This is a genomic window from Streptomyces davaonensis JCM 4913 (assembly GCF_000349325.1).
GTDB lineage: Bacteria > Actinomycetota > Actinomycetes > Streptomycetales > Streptomycetaceae > Streptomyces > Streptomyces davaonensis.
On record NC_020504.1, the window covers coordinates 3613540 to 3629026 of the forward strand.

Genomic DNA, 15487 nt, shown 5'->3' on the forward strand with positions numbered 1-15487 from the left:
GTACAAGTGCGGGTAGCTGCGGGCAGTCGTGCCGCTGGGGCGGCACGGGTGCCTCAGATCCGCCGCCGAGCCTTCCGAGCCCGCCGCACCACGGCCGCCGCACCCAGCAACGCCACCGTCGCCCCCGCGGCCCCCGCAGCCGTCGCATCCTTCCGCCCCAGCCGCCGCCCGGCGACCGTGTGCCGCCCGGCCACCTCCTCCAGCAGCTCGGCCAGCACCTCCTCGTTGGTCCACTGCGGCCGCCACCCCGCGTCATGCAACCGGCTTCCACTGACCACCCAGGGATACATCGTGTACGCGAGATCCCCGGCCGGCGACGGCGTCAGCCCGATCCGGTGCAGCCGAGCCGCCGCCCCCAGCGCGACCGCGGACGGCAGCTCCATCCGCCGGATCCCGCTGAGCTCCTCGACCTCCTCCTGCTCCAGCCACCCGTCGCACCCGACGGCCAGCTCCCCGTCGACCTTCTCCTGGACGGCGTACTCCAGAGCACTGCACAGATCCTCGACATGACAGAACTGCCAGGCGGGCCGGGACCCGGCCACGACAAGCAGCCGCGGTGACTCGAAGTACCTGGTCAGCGCGGTATCCGTACCTCCCACGAGCACCGCGGGCCGCACCACGGTCACATTCAGTCCCGGATGCGCCCGCGGAGCGCGCCGCGCCAGGCGCTCGATCTCCAGCAGATCCCCCACGCCGGTCGCCTCGGCAGTGGCCCGCAGCTCCGCGTCCTCCGACAGCGGCAGCTCGTTGTCGGGCAGCGCGCCGTAGACCATGGAGGACGTGCACAGCACGACGCGATGCACCCCGGCGGCGGCCGCGGCCGTCAGCACGGTCTGCGTCCCCCGGACGTTGTAGGCCGTCCGGGCGGCGGCGTCGGTCTCCAGATCGAGGTCGAGCGCGAGATGCACCACCGCGTCGGCGCCCCGCAGCTTGTCCGCGATGGCCGGATCGCGGACGTCCAGGATGTGCCACTGCGCGTCCGCGCACTCACCCCGCCGCTCATCGATGGCGATGACCTGCTTGATCGCCTCGGACGCGGCGAGCCGCTCGGTGAGCAGGGCGCCTACGCCGGACGCGGCACCGGTTACCGCCACGACGGGCCCGCGCGCGGCGGGACTGGTTGACTGGTTTCGCGCTGCGCGAACCTGCGGATCAGGGGAACTCACCGGGCGTCTCCAGCGGTTGTCTTCAGTACGGACGCGAGTGACGCGTACGTACCAGGTGGCATCCATCCTGCCGCAGGCCGAGAGTCGGCGAAGCACCGAGGCCCCAACCGCCCGTGGTGTCTACGCTGGGTGGTGTTATCGGGCAGTCGCGCCGTCGGAGACAGACCGGCGGCCTTACCAGCCGAGGAATCCCGTGAGTGACACCCCATTCGGATTCGGCCTTCCGCCGGAGGAGCCGGACGACGGCGACGAGGGCAAGAAGAAGGACCAGCAGAGCGGTGGTGGTCAGGGACCGGCCAACCCGTTCGGATTCGGCGGGCTGCCCGGTGCCGGTGGCTTTGGCGGCCCCGGCGCGGACAACCCGTTCGCTGCCATGTTCGGTTCGCTGAACCCCACCGACCTGGGCGCCGCATTCCAGCAGCTCGGCCAGATGCTCTCGTACGAGGGCGGCCCGGTGAACTGGGACATGGCCAAGCAGATCGCCCGCCAGACGGTCTCCCAGGGCACCTCGGACGGCACCAAGGACGCGAGCGTCGGCTCCGCCGAGCGCACCGCGGTCGAGGAGTCCGTCCGCCTGGCGGACCTCTGGCTCGACGACGCGACGTCGCTGCCGTCCGGCGCCGGTTCCGCGGTGGCCTGGTCCCGCGCGGAGTGGGTCGAGGCGACCCTGCCGGCCTGGAAGGAGCTCGTGGACCCGGTCGCCGAGCGCGTCGGCACCGCCATGGGTGACGTCCTGCCGGAGGAGATGCAGGCCATGGCCGGCCCGCTGATCGGCATGATGCGCTCCATGGGCGGCGCCATGTTCGGCACGCAGATCGGGCAGGCCGTCGGCGTGCTCGCGGGCGAGGTCGTCGGCTCCACCGACATCGGCCTGCCGCTCGGCCCGGTCGGCAAGGCCGCGCTGCTGCCGGTGAACATCGAGGCGTTCGGCAAGGACCTCGGTGTGCCGAAGGAGGAGGTGCGGCTGTATCTCGCCCTGCGCGAGGCCGCCCACCAGCGCCTCTTCGCGCATGTGCCGTGGCTGCGCTCGCACCTGTTCGGCGCGGTCGACGGGTACGCGCGCGGGATCAAGGTCGACACCGCCAAGCTGGAGGACGTGGTCGGCCAGTTCGACCCGCAGAACCCCGAGCAGCTTCAGGACGCCCTTCAGCAGGGCATGTTCCAGCCGGAGGACACGCCCGAGCAGAAGGCGGCCCTGGCCCGTCTGGAGACGGCTCTGGCGCTGGTCGAGGGCTGGGTGGACGCTGTGGTGCACGCGGCCGCGAAGCCGCGTCTGTCGTCCGCGGACGCGCTGCGCGAGACCCTGCGCCGCCGTCGCGCCTCGGGCGGCCCGGCCGAGCAGACGTTCGCCACGCTGATCGGTCTTGAGCTGCGTCCGCGCCGGCTGCGCGACGCCTCGCGTCTGTGGGCCTCGCTCACGGACGCGCGCGGTGTCGACGGCCGTGACGCGCTGTGGGCCCACCCGGACATGCTGCCCACGGCGACCGACCTGGACGACCCGGACGGCTTCGTCCACCGCGAGCAGATGGACTTCTCCGAGCTGGACAAGATGCTCGGCGAGGCGGCCGACGGCTCCGCGGGGAAGCCGGACCTGACCAAGGACAAGGACACCGAGAAGGACGACGACAGCGAGTGAGCCTGCACGACGACGCGGTCCTGGTGCTCAAGGGGTACGAGGACCAGGCGGAGCTGCGCCAGGTCTATCTCGACCATCTCGCGGCCCGTCCGGACGGCATGTGGAAGGCCTGCGAGTCCGGGCACATCACGGCGAGCGCCCTGGTGATCGACCCCTCGCGCGGGCGGGTGCTGCTGACCCTGCACAAGAAGCTGCGCATGTGGCTCCAGATGGGCGGCCACTGCGAGCCGGTCGACGAGACGCTGGCGGCGGCCGCCCTGCGCGAGGGCACCGAGGAGTCCGGCATCACGGGCCTGACCCTGCTGCCCGGCGGGCCTGTCCGCCTGGACCGCCACCACACCCCGTGCGCCTGGCACCTGGACGTCCAGTACGCCGCCGTGGCCCCGCCCGGCGCCCTGGAGACCATCAGCGACGAGTCCCTGGACCTGCGCTGGTTCCCCTACGCCGAGGTGCCGGACGTGGCGGACGACTCCGTCGTACGACTGCTCGAAGCGACCCGCGCGCGGCTGTGAACGTGTAAGGGGCGACCGCAATGGACGGTCGCCCCTTACCTGTGTGCCTGCGTCAACTCCAGACGTTGCCCTGGTTCTGGGCGCGGACGCCCTGCTGGCCCATGCCGTACTGCGCGGCGAGGCCGGAGCCGATCTGGGCGTTCTGCGGCGGCAGCAGCTCGCTGGGCTGCACCAGCGCGTAGCCGCTGCCCATGAAGCTGAGCTCCCAGCCCTCACCGGTGTTGCCACGGCGCCGCCACACCCCGGAGGAGTGCGTCTGGGCCTGCATCTGCACGCGCAGACCGGTGGACCAGGCGACAATGGCGTCGGCGTCGCAGTTGACGTACTTGTCCGGCGTGACCTGCATCATCAGCGGCATGCCGGAGGTCATCAGGGCGACCTTGCCGCGGCCGGTGATGTTGAGCTGGTACTTCCCGGAGCCGGAGATGCCGTAGAGGCTGTCCACGGCGATGACCTCGTGGTGCAGCGAGGAGTCCATCGCCAGCACATAGCTGCTGTCGACGGTCAGCCCGTCCTGGTCCACGTCCACCAGGTGGATGTGCTGCTTGAGGTTGGCGAGATAGACCGTGCCCTGCCCGTGGCAGCGCATCAGGTCCAGGCCCTCACCGGTGTGGGCACGCGCGCGTCCCTGCTGGTTGCTCTGGTACTCGGCGTCGAACTCGACCAGGCCCTGGTAGGCGACCATCGTGCCCTTGCGGGCGAGGATGTCGTCGTGGCCCTCCAGGGTGAGCCGGAGCATCTGCTTGTTCTGCAGGCTCCAGCGCTCCTGGGTCTGCTGGTCGTTGTAGGCGAAAAGCGGACTCTGCATGGCGTTCTGGCTCCCCCTCAGCCCCGGACCCGGAGGCGGTCGGTGCTGTCCTCGCTGGGCTGGACGACGACGATGCCCTGGCCGGAGAAGGCCATCTGGTAGGCCTCGCCGCTGCCCCGGCCGATGAGCGACTGCGCCTTGAAGCTGCGCTTGCCCTTCACCTTGAGGTTCGGGGACCAGGCGACGAGCGCGTCGGGGTCGACGTACGTCTCGTTCTCGCCGCCGCCGCAGTCGACGACGATCGGCTTGCCCCGGGAGGTCAGCGCGACCCAGCCCTGCCCGGAGATCTTGGTGTTCCACAGGCCCTGTCCGGCGAACTTCGCCAGGCCCTTCACCCGCTCGACGCCCCACGTGAGATGCGCGTCGAAGGCGAGCAGGTTGGTGGCGTTGACGGAGATCCCGTCGCCGTTGAGGTTGATCACGACGACGTTCGCGCCGTAGTCGGCGAGGTAGAGAAGTCCGTCGCCGGAGCACTTCATCAGGGGCGCGCCCTCGCCGGTCATCCAGTCCTTGGCGATCTGGCGCACGGCGGGCGGGTTGGGCTCGTACTGCACGAACCCTTCGTAGGCGACCATCGACCCCACGCGCGCGAGGAGGTCGTTCCCGGTCTGCATGGCGACCTTCAGCATGTGGTTGCCGTGGTTCTCCATGCGGGCCGTTACGGGTGCGGGAGCGTAGCCCGCGAGCGGCTGGTTCATGACGGGCTCCCTCAGATCTCGTACGGCTGGACGACGATGAAATTGCCGGGAGCGGCCCGGAACTGGAGGTTGACGCTCTCTCCGGTGTCGCCCGGGTAGGCGTTGCGGCGCATCCGCACCTGGCTGGAGACGACCACCTGGGCGGCGGACGACCAGGCGATCACGGCGTTGGCGTCGGCGAACGTCGTGGGCGTGACCGGGAGGACCACGGGCGTGCCGTGCGTCTTCACCACGATCGTGCCGGTGCCGGTGAACTGCATCGTGAACAGCGCGCCACCGGGGATGCCGTGTCCCTCGATCCGGCGGACCTCGTACTGGAGGCTCTCGTCGAAGGCGAGGACGTTCTCGGCGGAGACGCAGATGCCGTCGCCCTGGAGCTCGATGGGGTGCACCATCGTGTTGTTCTCGGCGAGGAACACCTGGCCCTGGCCGGTGCAGCGCATCAGCTGCATCTCCTGGCCGGTGGCGTTGCCGACGACCCGGCCGGCGAAGCCGGCGCCCTTGTAGCTGAAATCGACCTTGCCCTGGTAGAGCACCATGCTGCCCTGGCGGGCCAGCACCGGCTGACCGCCGATGCCGAGGTCGACGCGGACCATCTTCTTGTTCTGCTGCGTCCAGCGCTGCCCGGTGGGCGTCTCGCGGAACTTGTCCAGCGCGGCGGCCACACCGGGCCCCTGGGCAGCGCCCTGCGGCGCGCCGTACGGGGCGGCGGGCTGGCCCGGGACCTGGCCGTATCCGGGGGGCGGGGTCGGCTGGCCGTACCCCGGAGGCGGGGCGGGGGCGTGCGGTGCCTGCGGCTGGCCGTAGCCCGGGGGCAGCGGAGCGCCGGGAGGCGCCGGGGGCTGGCCGTACGGCTGCTGCGGCTGGGGCGGCTGCCCGTAGGGCGCGGGCGCGGGGGCCGGCGGGGGCACCTGGGTGCCGGTCGGCGGCGTCATGGGCGCGATGATGGTCGGCTGCGCGTGCACCGACGGCGCGGGGGCCGGTGCCGGGGGCGGCGTGGCTCCCGGAGGCGGCGCGAAGCCCTGAGGGGCCGGAGCCGGGGCGGGCGCGGGGGCCGGAGCGGGCGCCGGGGCTGCCGGGGCGCCGAACGCGGGCGGCGCGGCGGCCTGGGGCGGGGGCGCGAAACCGGGAGTGGCGCCGGTCTGCGGCTGCTGCGGAGCCGCGGCGGGCGCCTCCTCATCCATGACCTCGCCGCCGAAGTTCTTGAGCAGCGCGTCGAGTCCGCCGTCGAAGCCCTGTCCGACCGCGGCGAACCGCCAGACGTCCTTCAGATAGAAGTCGCCCAGCATGACGGCACGCTCGGTGGTGAACTCCGAGCCGTTGAACGCGTACCGGGCGACTTCCTCGCCGCCGGCGACAATACGGAGGTATCCGGGGCCGACCTGCGACATCTGCCCGGCGCCGTCGATCGTCGCGGTGAACGACAGCTTCTGGATCTGTTGCGGGATCCGGTCCAGCGTGACCCGGAAGGACTCCGTGTCACCGGCCTGGGTGCCCAGGAGCTGGATGGACTCCTCGGGGGACTTCGGCTGATTGAAGAAGACGAAGTAACGATCGTCCGAGAGCCGTTCGTCGGCGTCGAGACCGAAGCAGCTGATGTCGAAGGTCAGTCCGGGGCCGGAGATCTGTACACCTACGTACAGATCCGTGCCCGCGGTGAGGTCACTGATCTTGGCCTTGTGGCCGCGTTGGAATTCCCTGGCCATGCGTAACGACCGTCCCCCATCCCGAATTGAGTGCGTCGCGCCAGGCTAACGGCAAACTCGGACACCGGACGATGTCGGTACAGAGCCGGTACAGAACCGGCGTGCCGTGGTACCTGATGGTCGGGGAGCGGTCACTCTCCGCGTGCGCCGGGCAGATGCGGCAACCGGTCGGCTGCCACCACTCCTTCGAGGTAACCCCGGGCCCGCTCGGTGCGCGGATACGCCTCCAGCAGCCGCCAGAAGCCCCGGCCGTGGCCGGGTACGAGCAGATGCGCCAGCTCGTGCAGCAGGACGTAGTCGACGACGTACTCCGGCATGCCCTGGAGCCGGTGGGACAGCCGGATGCTGCCCTCGGAGGGGGTGCAGGAGCCCCAACGGGTGTTCTGGTTGGTGACCCAGCGGACCGAGCTGGGCCGGGCGCGACCGTCGAAGTACTGGGCCGAGAGGCGTTCCGCGCGCTCCGCCAACTCGGTGTCGCCGAGCACCCGCTTGCTCTCCTGGGCGGCCAGCTTGTCCAGCATGACGCTCACCCAGCGTTGCTCCTCCGCCTCGGACATCCGGGCGGGGATGAGGACGACGGTGCGGTCGCCCTCGCGGTACGCGGAGACTGTCCTGCGGCGACGGGAACTTCTGCGCACCTCGATCGCGCTCGCCCCCGAACCGTTCGGAGGCGGGCTCGTCGTACTGCGGTGTGGCATTCCGGCGCGGTGCAGTGGGTCGACGGACACGCCCCGACGTTACCCGCTGCACACGGGGGAAGTCCCGACTCCGGTACGGTTCGGCGCCCAGACCCCACCATGCGTTTGATTTGTACGACGAATTGCCGGACCTGTGGACAACTGTCGGCACCGGACCGGGCATCCGGGCATGCTGGATCTCGCCGGGGCAGCCGCGACCGGCTCCCGCAAGGGAGTGATCGGCAGTTCCGGCATACGGGGACGAACCATGACTTACGGGGGTTCTGTCATGCATCCGATGGTTCCGATGGTGAAGCCCGCGCTCCGGCGCGGCTGGCGCGACCTCAACACCGTGCAGTTCGGGATGACTCCCGCGCACGCGATGACGCTCGGCCCGATGGACACGGCGACGGGCAGCTTCCTCGACCTGCTCAACGGCACCCGGGGGCTGGAGCTGCTGCGCGCGGAGGGACGCCGGATGCGGCTGCCGGACGGCCATGTCGACGGGCTGGTGACCCGGCTGACCCGGGCGGGACTGCTCGACGACGCCCGCGGGGGCGGCCCGCGCGGTGCCGAACTGCGCAGCAGCAAGGACGTCCTGGACCGGCTCCGCCCGGACCTCGCCTCGCTGTCGCTGACCGCGTCCGAGCCGGGTGAGGCCATGGACCGGCTGGCCGCCCGCCGCTCCCTGCGCGTGCAGGTGCGCGGCGCGGGCCGGGTGGGCGCGGTACTGGCCTCGCTGCTGGCGGGCGCGGGCGTCGGCGAGGTCGATGTGCGCGACGGCGGCCGGGTCGAGCCGTGGGACGTGGCCCCGGGCGGACTGCCCGCCGAGGCGGTCGGCGAACGCCGGGACGAGGCCGCACGCCGGGCCGCACGCCGGGCGGCCCCTGCCCGCCCACCCCGCCGTGGCCCCCAGTCACCGTCCGAGGACACCGACCCCGGCCACTCCCTGGTGATCCTCGCCCCACGGGACGACGTCTCGGTGCACGCGCCCGTCCCCTCGGCCGCCGACGACCTCATCGCCTCCGGTACGCCTCACCTCTACACCGGGGTCGTGGAGGGAACCGGTGTCGTGGGCCCGCTCGTCCTGCCGGGCGAGACGAGTTGCGCCGGCTGTCTCCATGAGGGCCGGGCCGACCGGGACCCCGTCTATCCCCGGCTGCTCGCCCAGTGGCGATCGGGCGGCGGGAAGGCGCGTCCGGTACCGGCCTGCGACCTGGCGCTGGCGACGACGGTCGCGGGACTGGCGGCGGCACACGCGCTGGCGTTCCTCGGCGGCCGGACGCCGTCCAGCGCGGGCGCCCGCTGGGAGGTCTCGCTGCCCGGTCTGACCTGGCACGCGCGGCCGGTGTGGGCGCATCCCGCATGCCCGTGCGGGGCCGCGGAGAAAGGTAAGGAAGGACACACCTCCATGGACGGGGCGGCGCACGAGACAATGGCGGAGCAACGGCCGTCGAGGACGTCACGCCGTCAGGCGGACGCTCGTCCCGTTGGGACCAGGAGGGCGCATGTCTGATCTTCCCCGGAAGGCGGTCACCCGGACCGCCAAGCTCGCCGCGCTCCCGCTCGGCTTCGCCGGACGGGCGACCTGGGGACTGGGCAAGCGAATCGTGGGCGAGTCCGCGGAACTCGTCGGCAGAGAGCTTCAGCAGCGCACCGCCGAGCAGATGTTCAAGGTGCTCGGTGAGCTCAAGGGCGGCGCGATGAAGTTCGGGCAGGCCCTGTCCGTCTTCGAGTCCGCGCTGCCCGAGGAGGTGGCCGGCCCCTACCGGGCGGCGCTGACCAAGCTCCAGGAGGCGGCGCCGCCGATGCCGACCCGCACGGTGCACGCGGTGCTCGCCGAGCGGCTCGGTGAGGACTGGCGCGAGCTGTTCGTCGAGTTCGACGACAAGCCCGCCGCCGCGGCCTCCATCGGCCAGGTGCACCGGGCGGTGTGGCAGGACGGCCGCGCGGTGGCGGTCAAGGTCCAGTACCCGGGCGCCGGTGAGGCCTTGCTCTCCGACCTCACCCAACTCAGCCGCTTCGCCCGTCTGCTGGGCCCGCTGGTCCCCGGCATGGACATCAAGCCGCTGATCACCGAGCTCAAGGACCGGGTCTCGGAGGAGCTGGACTACGCCCTGGAGGCCCAGGCCCAGCAGGTCCACGCGGAGGAGTTCGCGGACGACCCGGACGTCGTGGTGCCCGCAGTGGTCCATGAGTGCGACCAGGTCCTGGTCACCGAGTGGATCGACGGCATCCCCCTGTCGGAGATCATCAACGACGGCACCGAGGAGCAGCGCGACCGCGCCGGCCAGCTGCTGGCCCGCTTCCTCTTCTCCGGCCCGGCCCGCACCGGACTGCTCCACGCCGATCCGCACCCGGGCAACTTCCGTCTGCTGCCCGGCGGCCCGCACGACGAGGAGGAGTGGAAGCTGGGTGTCCTGGACTTCGGCACGGTCGACCGGCTCCCCGGCGGACTGCCCACTCCGATCGGCGAGTCACTGCGCATGACCCTCGACGGCGACGCGGAGTCGGTCTACGAACTGCTGTGCCGGGAGGGCTTCGTCAAGGAGTCCATAGAGCTGGACCCGGACGCCGTCCTGGACTATCTGCTGCCGATCATCGAACCGGCCCAGGTCGACGCGTTCACCTTCACCCGGGGCTGGATGCGCAGCCAGGCGGCCCGCGTCGCCGACCCGCGCTCCCCCGCCTACCAGCTCGGCAAGCAGCTCAATCTGCCGCCCGCCTACCTGCTGATACACCGGGTGACGCTCAGCACCATCGGTGTCCTGTGCCAGCTGGGGGCCACGGTCCGGCTGCGCGAGGAGCTGGAGGAGTGGCTGCCCGGCTTCGTGCTGGAGGAGGAGACCGAGGAGGAGTCGGTCGCGGAGGCGTGAGCCCCCTCGGGGTGGCCTGGGCCTCGCGGTGGCCTGGGCCTACCACCAGGCCGAGTCCAGTCGCCCCTCGATCGCCCTGAGGTTCTGCCGGGAGCAGGCGTCGCAGAAGTAGCGGCGCTCGCCGTTCTCCACGGAACAGGTCCAGGTGGGCTTCGGACCGTCCGAGGTGGCGCCGCAGCCGGCGCACACCAGGGGCTGCCGTTCCGGTGCGGAGTCGGCGTCGTCACTGCCTCCGGGAAGACTCGTCACCCAGTGACGATAACGCCGCCGCCGAGGCGCCCGCGCGCGCAACGCACCGCGGGGGCCGGTCCGTTCGAACGGACCGGCCCCCGCGGTGGGAGCTGATTCCTCCCGGATCGGGAGGCCGGTGCTACTGACCGGGTCGATTACTGCATGACCGCCATGGCGATCGCGCGACGGGCGCGCAGCGAGGCACGCTCGGCGCGGCGCTGCATACGCCGCGCGGTCACCAGGCGCAGCGCCCGGCGTTCCCGCTCGGCCTCATGCAGGCGCTCGTGCATATGCGCACGGGCCAGGGCTTCTGGGATGAGTTGCATTTCGCGGGTCCTGTTCTGGCGCGAGTCGATCACGCCGGTGGTGGTGAAGTCTTCAGGCGTCGCGCCTGCGAGCTCGTTGATGGACGGCTTCATCGGGGCCTGCTTCTTGGGGTCGTGCGTGAGGGGGCGGTCGATCGTTCCTGCGGTGTTCATGCCGTGACCGGGTTCTTGCGCGGGCGACCACGCGGCCGCTTCCGGGCGACGACGACACCCTGGACGAACAGCTCGCCACCCCAGACGCCCCAGGGCTCACGCCGCTCCTTGGCGCCGGCGAGGCAGGCCTCCATCAGCGGGCAGGTGCGGCAGAGGGACTTGGCGTACTCGACGTCCGCCGGCGACTCGGCGAAGAAGACCTCCGGGTCGTAGGAGCGGCAGGGGACGGGTACGCCGAGGTTCTCGATGGCGTCGTCGAGCGCGGTGAGCGCGGTGAGCGGGGTCAAGGTGGAGTCCTCCGTGAGGCCGGGCGGGGGGATCGTTTCGGAAGGCGGTACGGACGGGGCGTGCGCTTCGAGTTGCACGGTTCGTCTTCCTCGTCTGGTCGTTCCGGTCGGGTTGGACCGGGTGGCGGCTGGTACCGGGTTCTTTTCTTGTCCCGAGGCCCCTTCGCTCCGTCGTCCCCGTTCGGGGAAAACAGAAGGGCCGCGGATCCCGGATGGGGTTCCGCGGCCCTGAAGGCGCCGGCCTGAGTCGATCAGGCTGGATCACTCCAGGGTTCTGGCCCACGGAAGGCCCACATCTGGTGGTGCTGCGTCGTCTGCTTCCGGAATCCGGCACCGGTCGCCGTAAAGGCATAGGCCTTGGCCTGTGCCACTACTGCCGCTTCCAGTGCCTTGGTCGGTCGCTCATCGCGCTCACTGACGGGAAGACCCGCCAGAGACACGGGGGACGCCGGACGGACGGCACGGATGCCGGACAGACCGGTGCCCTGGTTCGAGGCGCCGAGCATGCACAGGGAGGCGACGACCGAGGGATCGGTCATTTTCACGGTGCTGACAATCGAGCTGGTGTTGATGCTGATCACTGGACTCGCCTCCTCTCGGCGTCTATGGGGACTGGGATGAACCAGTCCATCGGGTATGCAAGTACAACACGGAATCGGGGCCTCAGGAAGGCCCGCGTTTCCGTGCTTTAGAACCTATGGGGATTGCTGGGGCATGCGCAAACTATTTTTTCGACGAGTTCGTATCAGTCCCCGTCTTCCTGTCCCCCGGGCTGCCGACCTGCGCAGATGGCCAGGACATCGGCTCCGTAGCGGTTGAGCTTGCGGACGCCGACGCCGGGGATCCGCGCGAGGTCGCCCTCCTCGTCGGGGCTCGACTCGGCGATCGCCATCAGCGTCTTGTCGGTGAAGACGCAGAAGGCGGGCTGCCCACTGCGCTGCGCCTGCTCCGCACGCCACTCCCGGAGCCGCTCGTACAGTCCCTCGTCCATGTCGGAGGGGCAGTCGTCGCAGCGCATCAGCTTCATCTCGCCGGCGTCGGTGAGGGTGCGGCCGCAGACCCGGCAGCGGGCGACGGTGCGCTGGGTGCGGCGCGGGGCGGCGGCGCCCGGTCTGCTGGTCCAGCCGCGCTCGACGCCGCCGCTGCGGCCCGCGACGGTGCGCCCGGCGGTACCGGTGGAGCCGGGGCGCAGCCCGTCCAGGAAGCGGCTCGGGCGGCGGTTGGGGCGGCCGCCGGGTGAGCGGGAGAGGGACCAGGAGACATGGAGGTGCTCGCGGGCGCGGGTGACGCCGACATAGAGGAGTCGGCGCTCCTCCTCGATCTGCTCGTCGGTCTTTGCGTAGGTGATCGGCATCATTCCCTCGGCGACCCCGACGAGGAAGACGACGTCCCACTCCAGGCCCTTGGTCGAGTGCAGAGAGGCGAGGGTGACGCCCTGGACGGTGGGGGCGTGCTGGGCGTTGGCCCGCTCGTCGAGCTCGGCGACAAGGTCACCGAGGGTGGCGCCGGGTCGGGCGGCGGCGAAGTCGTGGGCGAGGTTGACCAGGGCGGCCAGTGACTCCCAGCGCTCTCTGACCGCGCCGGAGCCGGCCGGCGGCTCGGACGTCCAGCCCTCCCCGGAGAGCACGGCACGGACCTGGGAGGGCAGGTCGACCGCGTCGTCGAGGAGGGAGTCGTTGCCGCCGAAGCGGGCCGCTCCGCGCAGGGCGATCCCGGCCTTGCGCACTTCGGGACGGTCGAAGAAGCGCTCCGCCCCGCGCAGCTGATAGGGGATCCCGGCGTCGGCGAGGGCCTGCTCGTAGGTCTCGGACTGGGAGTTGGTGCGGAACAGGATGGCGATCTCGCTGGCCGGGATCCCGGAGTCGAGCAGCTCACGGATGCGCCGGGCGGCGCCCTCGGCCTCGGCGGGCTCGTCGGTGTACTCGGTGTAGCCGGGCTCGGGGCCCGTCTCGCGCTGGGAGATCAGCTCCAGGCGGTGGTCGGCGGCGCGGCCGCTGGCCTGGGCGAGGAGGCCGTTGGCGAGGTGGACGACCTGGGGGGTGGAGCGGTAGTCGCGGACCAGCTTGACGACGGTGGCCCCGGGGTGGCGGGTGCGGAAGTCGAGCAGATGGTCGGGAGTTGCTCCCGTGAACGAGTAGATCGTCTGGCTGGCGTCGCCGACCACGCACAGGTTGTCGCGGTCGCCGAGCCACAGTTCCAGCAGACGTTGCTGGAGCGGGCTGACGTCCTGGTACTCGTCGACCACGAAGTGCTGGTACTGGGAGCGGACTTGTTCCGCGATGTCATGACGGTCCTGGAGGATCGCCACGGTCAGCAGCAGCACGTCCTCGAAGTCGATGACGCCGCGCTCCCGCTTGAGGTCCTCGTACGCGGAGTAGAGCTGGGCGATCTCGGCCGGGTCGCGGGGGGCCTCGCGGCCCGCCTTGGCGGCGGCGAGCGTGTAGTCGGCGGGGACGGTCTGGGTGACCTTGGCCCATTCGATCTCGCCGGTGGTGTCGCGCAGCTCACCCCGGTCGAGACGGATCCGGCACGCGGCGGCCGCGTCCGCGACGAGCTGGATCTTGCGGTCCACGAGCCGGGGCATGGAGCCACCGACAGCTTTCGGCCAGAAATACTGGAGCTGACGCAGGGCCGCCGAGTGGAAGGTCCGGGCCTGGACCCCGGCGGCGCCGAGCTGACGCAGTCGGCCGCGCATCTCTCCGGCGGCCCGGTTGGTGAAGGTGACGGCCAGCACACTGGAGGGCTGGAGGATCCCGGCGCGCACTCCGTAGGCGATGCGGTGGGTGATCGCCCGGGTCTTGCCCGTACCGGCTCCGGCCAGCACGCACACCGGGCCGTGCAGGGCGGTGGCCACCTCGCGCTGCTCGGGGTCGAGCCCGTCGAGCACCGCGTCGGCCGAGTCCGGTACCTGCGGGAAGAGCGGGGAGTGCGTTGCTGCTGTCACACCGCCATGCTGCCAGGTCGCCGGAGACGGGTGAGCCGGTTGTCCACAGGCAGGGCCTCGCAGTCGTACTAATGCGGCAGGCGTCACGTCGGAGGGGATACCCCCGGCGGGAATGGTGGGCCGGGTCGCGTACGTTCCCTCCTCGGACGACCCGGTCCCCGAGCCATCGAAGGAGCGCGCGAGACATGCAGGGCACTGTGACGATGTACAGCACCACCTGGTGCGGCTACTGCCAGCGACTGAAGAAGCAGCTGGACCGCGAGGGCATCGCGTACACCGAGATCAACATCGAGCAGGACCCGGATTCCGCGGCGTTCGTCGAGAAGGCCAATGGCGGAAACCAGACGGTCCCGACCGTGCTCTTCGCGGACGGCTCGACGCTGACCAACCCCTCGCTGGCTCAGGTCAAGCAGAAGATCGCGGTCTGACCGGCACGCTGTCCGGCGCTTTCGGAAGGCGGTTCCCCAGATGCGGGGAACCGCCTTCCGGCGTTTCAGGCGCGTGCGTCAGATGAAGTGCCGGGTCGGCAGCGGCTTGCCGTACCAGAGCTCGATCAGCCGGGCCGCGATCGAGATGCCGTAGGGCGGGAGCACCTCGCCGGATTCGAAGGCGGCGCCCAGTTCGTCTCGGGAGAACCAGCGGGCCTCGTGGATCTCGTCGCCGTCGACGTCGACCTCGGTGGAGGTGGCGCGGGCCATGAAGCCGAGCATCAGGCTGGACGGGAAGGGCCACGGCTGGCTGGCGACGTACTCGACCCGGCCGACGGTGATGCCGGCCTCCTCGAAGACCTCGCGGCGCACCGTCTGCTCGATGGACTCGCCGGGCTCGACGAAGCCGGCGAGCGTGGAGAAGCGGCCCTCGGGCCAGTGCACCTGGCGGCCCAGCAGGATGCGGTCGTCCTCGTCGGTGACGGCCATGATCACGGCCGGGTCGGTGCGCGGGTAGTGCTCTCCGCCGCAGGCCTGGCATCGGCGGATGTGTCCGGCCGCCGCGATGACGGTGCGCTCGCCGCAGCGGGAGCAGAAGCGGTGGGTGCGCTGCCAGTTCTCCAGGCCGACCGCGTGCACCATCAGGCCGACGTCGCGCGGGGACAGCAGCAGGCCCGCCTCGCGCAGTCCGGCCGGGCGCGCGGACTGGTCGATCCGGCCGGGCAGGGCGTCCTTCTGGAGCGCGAAGTAGCTGACGCCGTCCTCGTCGATGCCGAGGAAGTAGCGGTGCGCCTCGGTGAGAGGGGCCTCGAAGGAGGGGGTCATGACGAGTTCGGTACGGCCGTCCGCCGTCTCGTCGATCAGGACCTGGCCGCCGGAGACCACGAAGCAGCGGGTCGTGGGGTGGCTCCATGCCGCCGCCAGCCATGCCTCGTCGAGGCGGTGGTGGGCGGCTCGGTCGATGCCGCTCGGGGCGGTGAGCGAGATGGGGCGGTCGGCGGTGTGGTCGGTCCAGGTGGTCACGGGTGCTTCCAACTCC

At 71.2% G+C, this 15487-nt stretch carries 16 protein-coding genes; 5 read left to right on the plus strand and 11 right to left on the minus strand.

What is annotated here, in order from left to right:
- Positions 1-53: 53 nt before the first annotated feature.
- Positions 54-1166, minus strand: a complete 1113-nt coding sequence (locus BN159_RS15600) for an SDR family oxidoreductase (protein WP_041819358.1) — start codon at positions 1164-1166, stop codon at positions 54-56.
- Positions 1167-1359: 193 nt separating this feature from the next.
- Here BN159_RS15600 and BN159_RS15605 point away from each other — a divergent pair, with 193 nt between their 5' ends.
- Both BN159_RS15605 and BN159_RS15610 read left to right on the plus strand, forming a co-directional pair.
- The gene (locus BN159_RS15605) at positions 1360-2802 is read left to right on the plus strand and encodes a zinc-dependent metalloprotease (protein ID WP_015657948.1); all 1443 of its coding nucleotides are present in this window, start codon (positions 1360-1362) and stop codon (positions 2800-2802) included.
- The gene (locus tag BN159_RS15610) at positions 2799-3314 is read left to right on the plus strand and encodes an NUDIX hydrolase (protein ID WP_015657949.1); all 516 of its coding nucleotides are present in this window, start codon (positions 2799-2801) and stop codon (positions 3312-3314) included. The genes BN159_RS15605 and BN159_RS15610 overlap by 4 nt, the downstream gene beginning before the upstream one ends.
- A gap of 52 nt (positions 3315-3366) precedes the next feature.
- On the opposite strand, the gene BN159_RS15615 is transcribed toward BN159_RS15610, so the two are convergent.
- The 4 genes from BN159_RS15615 to BN159_RS15630 form a co-directional block, all read right to left on the minus strand.
- Positions 3367-4122: an AIM24 family protein gene (locus BN159_RS15615; protein WP_015657950.1), complete on the minus strand. Its 756-nt coding sequence runs from the start codon at positions 4120-4122 to the stop codon at positions 3367-3369.
- A 17-nt stretch (positions 4123-4139) separates the two neighbouring features.
- Positions 4140-4820: an AIM24 family protein gene (locus tag BN159_RS15620; protein ID WP_015657951.1), complete on the minus strand. Its 681-nt coding sequence runs from the start codon at positions 4818-4820 to the stop codon at positions 4140-4142.
- 11 nt (positions 4821-4831) lie between these two features.
- Positions 4832-6526, minus strand: a complete 1695-nt coding sequence (locus BN159_RS15625) for a TerD family protein (protein WP_015657952.1) — start codon at positions 6524-6526, stop codon at positions 4832-4834.
- Between the two features lie 131 nt (positions 6527-6657).
- Entirely contained in the window at positions 6658-7254 is a 597-nt protein-coding gene (locus tag BN159_RS15630) for a M48 metallopeptidase family protein (RefSeq protein WP_086016434.1), read from the minus strand.
- 247 nt (positions 7255-7501) lie between these two features.
- On the opposite strand from BN159_RS15630, the gene BN159_RS15635 reads away from it, so the two are divergent.
- Both BN159_RS15635 and BN159_RS15640 read left to right on the plus strand, forming a co-directional pair.
- Complete coding sequence (locus BN159_RS15635) at positions 7502-8719, plus strand: TOMM precursor leader peptide-binding protein (protein WP_041821378.1); 1218 nt, start codon at positions 7502-7504, stop codon at positions 8717-8719.
- On the plus strand, positions 8712-10079 hold the full coding sequence (locus tag BN159_RS15640; protein WP_015657955.1) for an ABC1 kinase family protein: 1368 nt from the start codon (positions 8712-8714) through the stop codon (positions 10077-10079). Before BN159_RS15635 ends, BN159_RS15640 begins: the two co-directional genes overlap by 8 nt.
- Before the next feature lie 39 nt (positions 10080-10118).
- On the opposite strand, the gene BN159_RS45720 is transcribed toward BN159_RS15640, so the two are convergent.
- The 5 genes from BN159_RS45720 to BN159_RS15660 form a co-directional block, all read right to left on the minus strand.
- On the minus strand, positions 10119-10328 hold the full coding sequence (locus tag BN159_RS45720; protein WP_157901096.1) for a hypothetical protein: 210 nt from the start codon (positions 10326-10328) through the stop codon (positions 10119-10121).
- Between the two features lie 137 nt (positions 10329-10465).
- Positions 10466-10789 (minus strand): hypothetical protein, encoded by a 324-nt coding sequence (locus tag BN159_RS15645; protein WP_015657956.1) that lies wholly within the window; start codon positions 10787-10789, stop codon positions 10466-10468.
- The gene (locus BN159_RS15650; RefSeq protein WP_005480495.1) at positions 10786-11154 is read right to left on the minus strand and encodes a WhiB family transcriptional regulator; all 369 of its coding nucleotides are present in this window, start codon (positions 11152-11154) and stop codon (positions 10786-10788) included. The genes BN159_RS15645 and BN159_RS15650 overlap by 4 nt, the downstream gene beginning before the upstream one ends.
- 173 nt (positions 11155-11327) lie before the next feature.
- The gene (locus BN159_RS15655; RefSeq protein WP_015657957.1) at positions 11328-11657 is read right to left on the minus strand and encodes a hypothetical protein; all 330 of its coding nucleotides are present in this window, start codon (positions 11655-11657) and stop codon (positions 11328-11330) included.
- Positions 11658-11821: 164 nt separating this feature from the next.
- The gene (locus tag BN159_RS15660; protein ID WP_015657958.1) at positions 11822-14020 is read right to left on the minus strand and encodes an ATP-dependent DNA helicase UvrD2; all 2199 of its coding nucleotides are present in this window, start codon (positions 14018-14020) and stop codon (positions 11822-11824) included.
- Positions 14021-14205: 185 nt separating this feature from the next.
- On the opposite strand from BN159_RS15660, the gene BN159_RS15665 reads away from it, so the two are divergent.
- Positions 14206-14448 carry a mycoredoxin gene (locus BN159_RS15665; protein ID WP_015657959.1) on the plus strand — a complete coding sequence of 81 codons (243 nt, stop codon included), beginning with the start codon at positions 14206-14208 and terminating at the stop codon, positions 14446-14448.
- A 78-nt stretch (positions 14449-14526) separates the two neighbouring features.
- On the opposite strand, the gene nudC is transcribed toward BN159_RS15665, so the two are convergent.
- Positions 14527-15471 carry an NAD(+) diphosphatase gene (nudC, locus tag BN159_RS15670; protein WP_015657960.1) on the minus strand — a complete coding sequence of 315 codons (945 nt, stop codon included), beginning with the start codon at positions 15469-15471 and terminating at the stop codon, positions 14527-14529.
- Positions 15472-15487 lie beyond the last annotated feature (16 nt).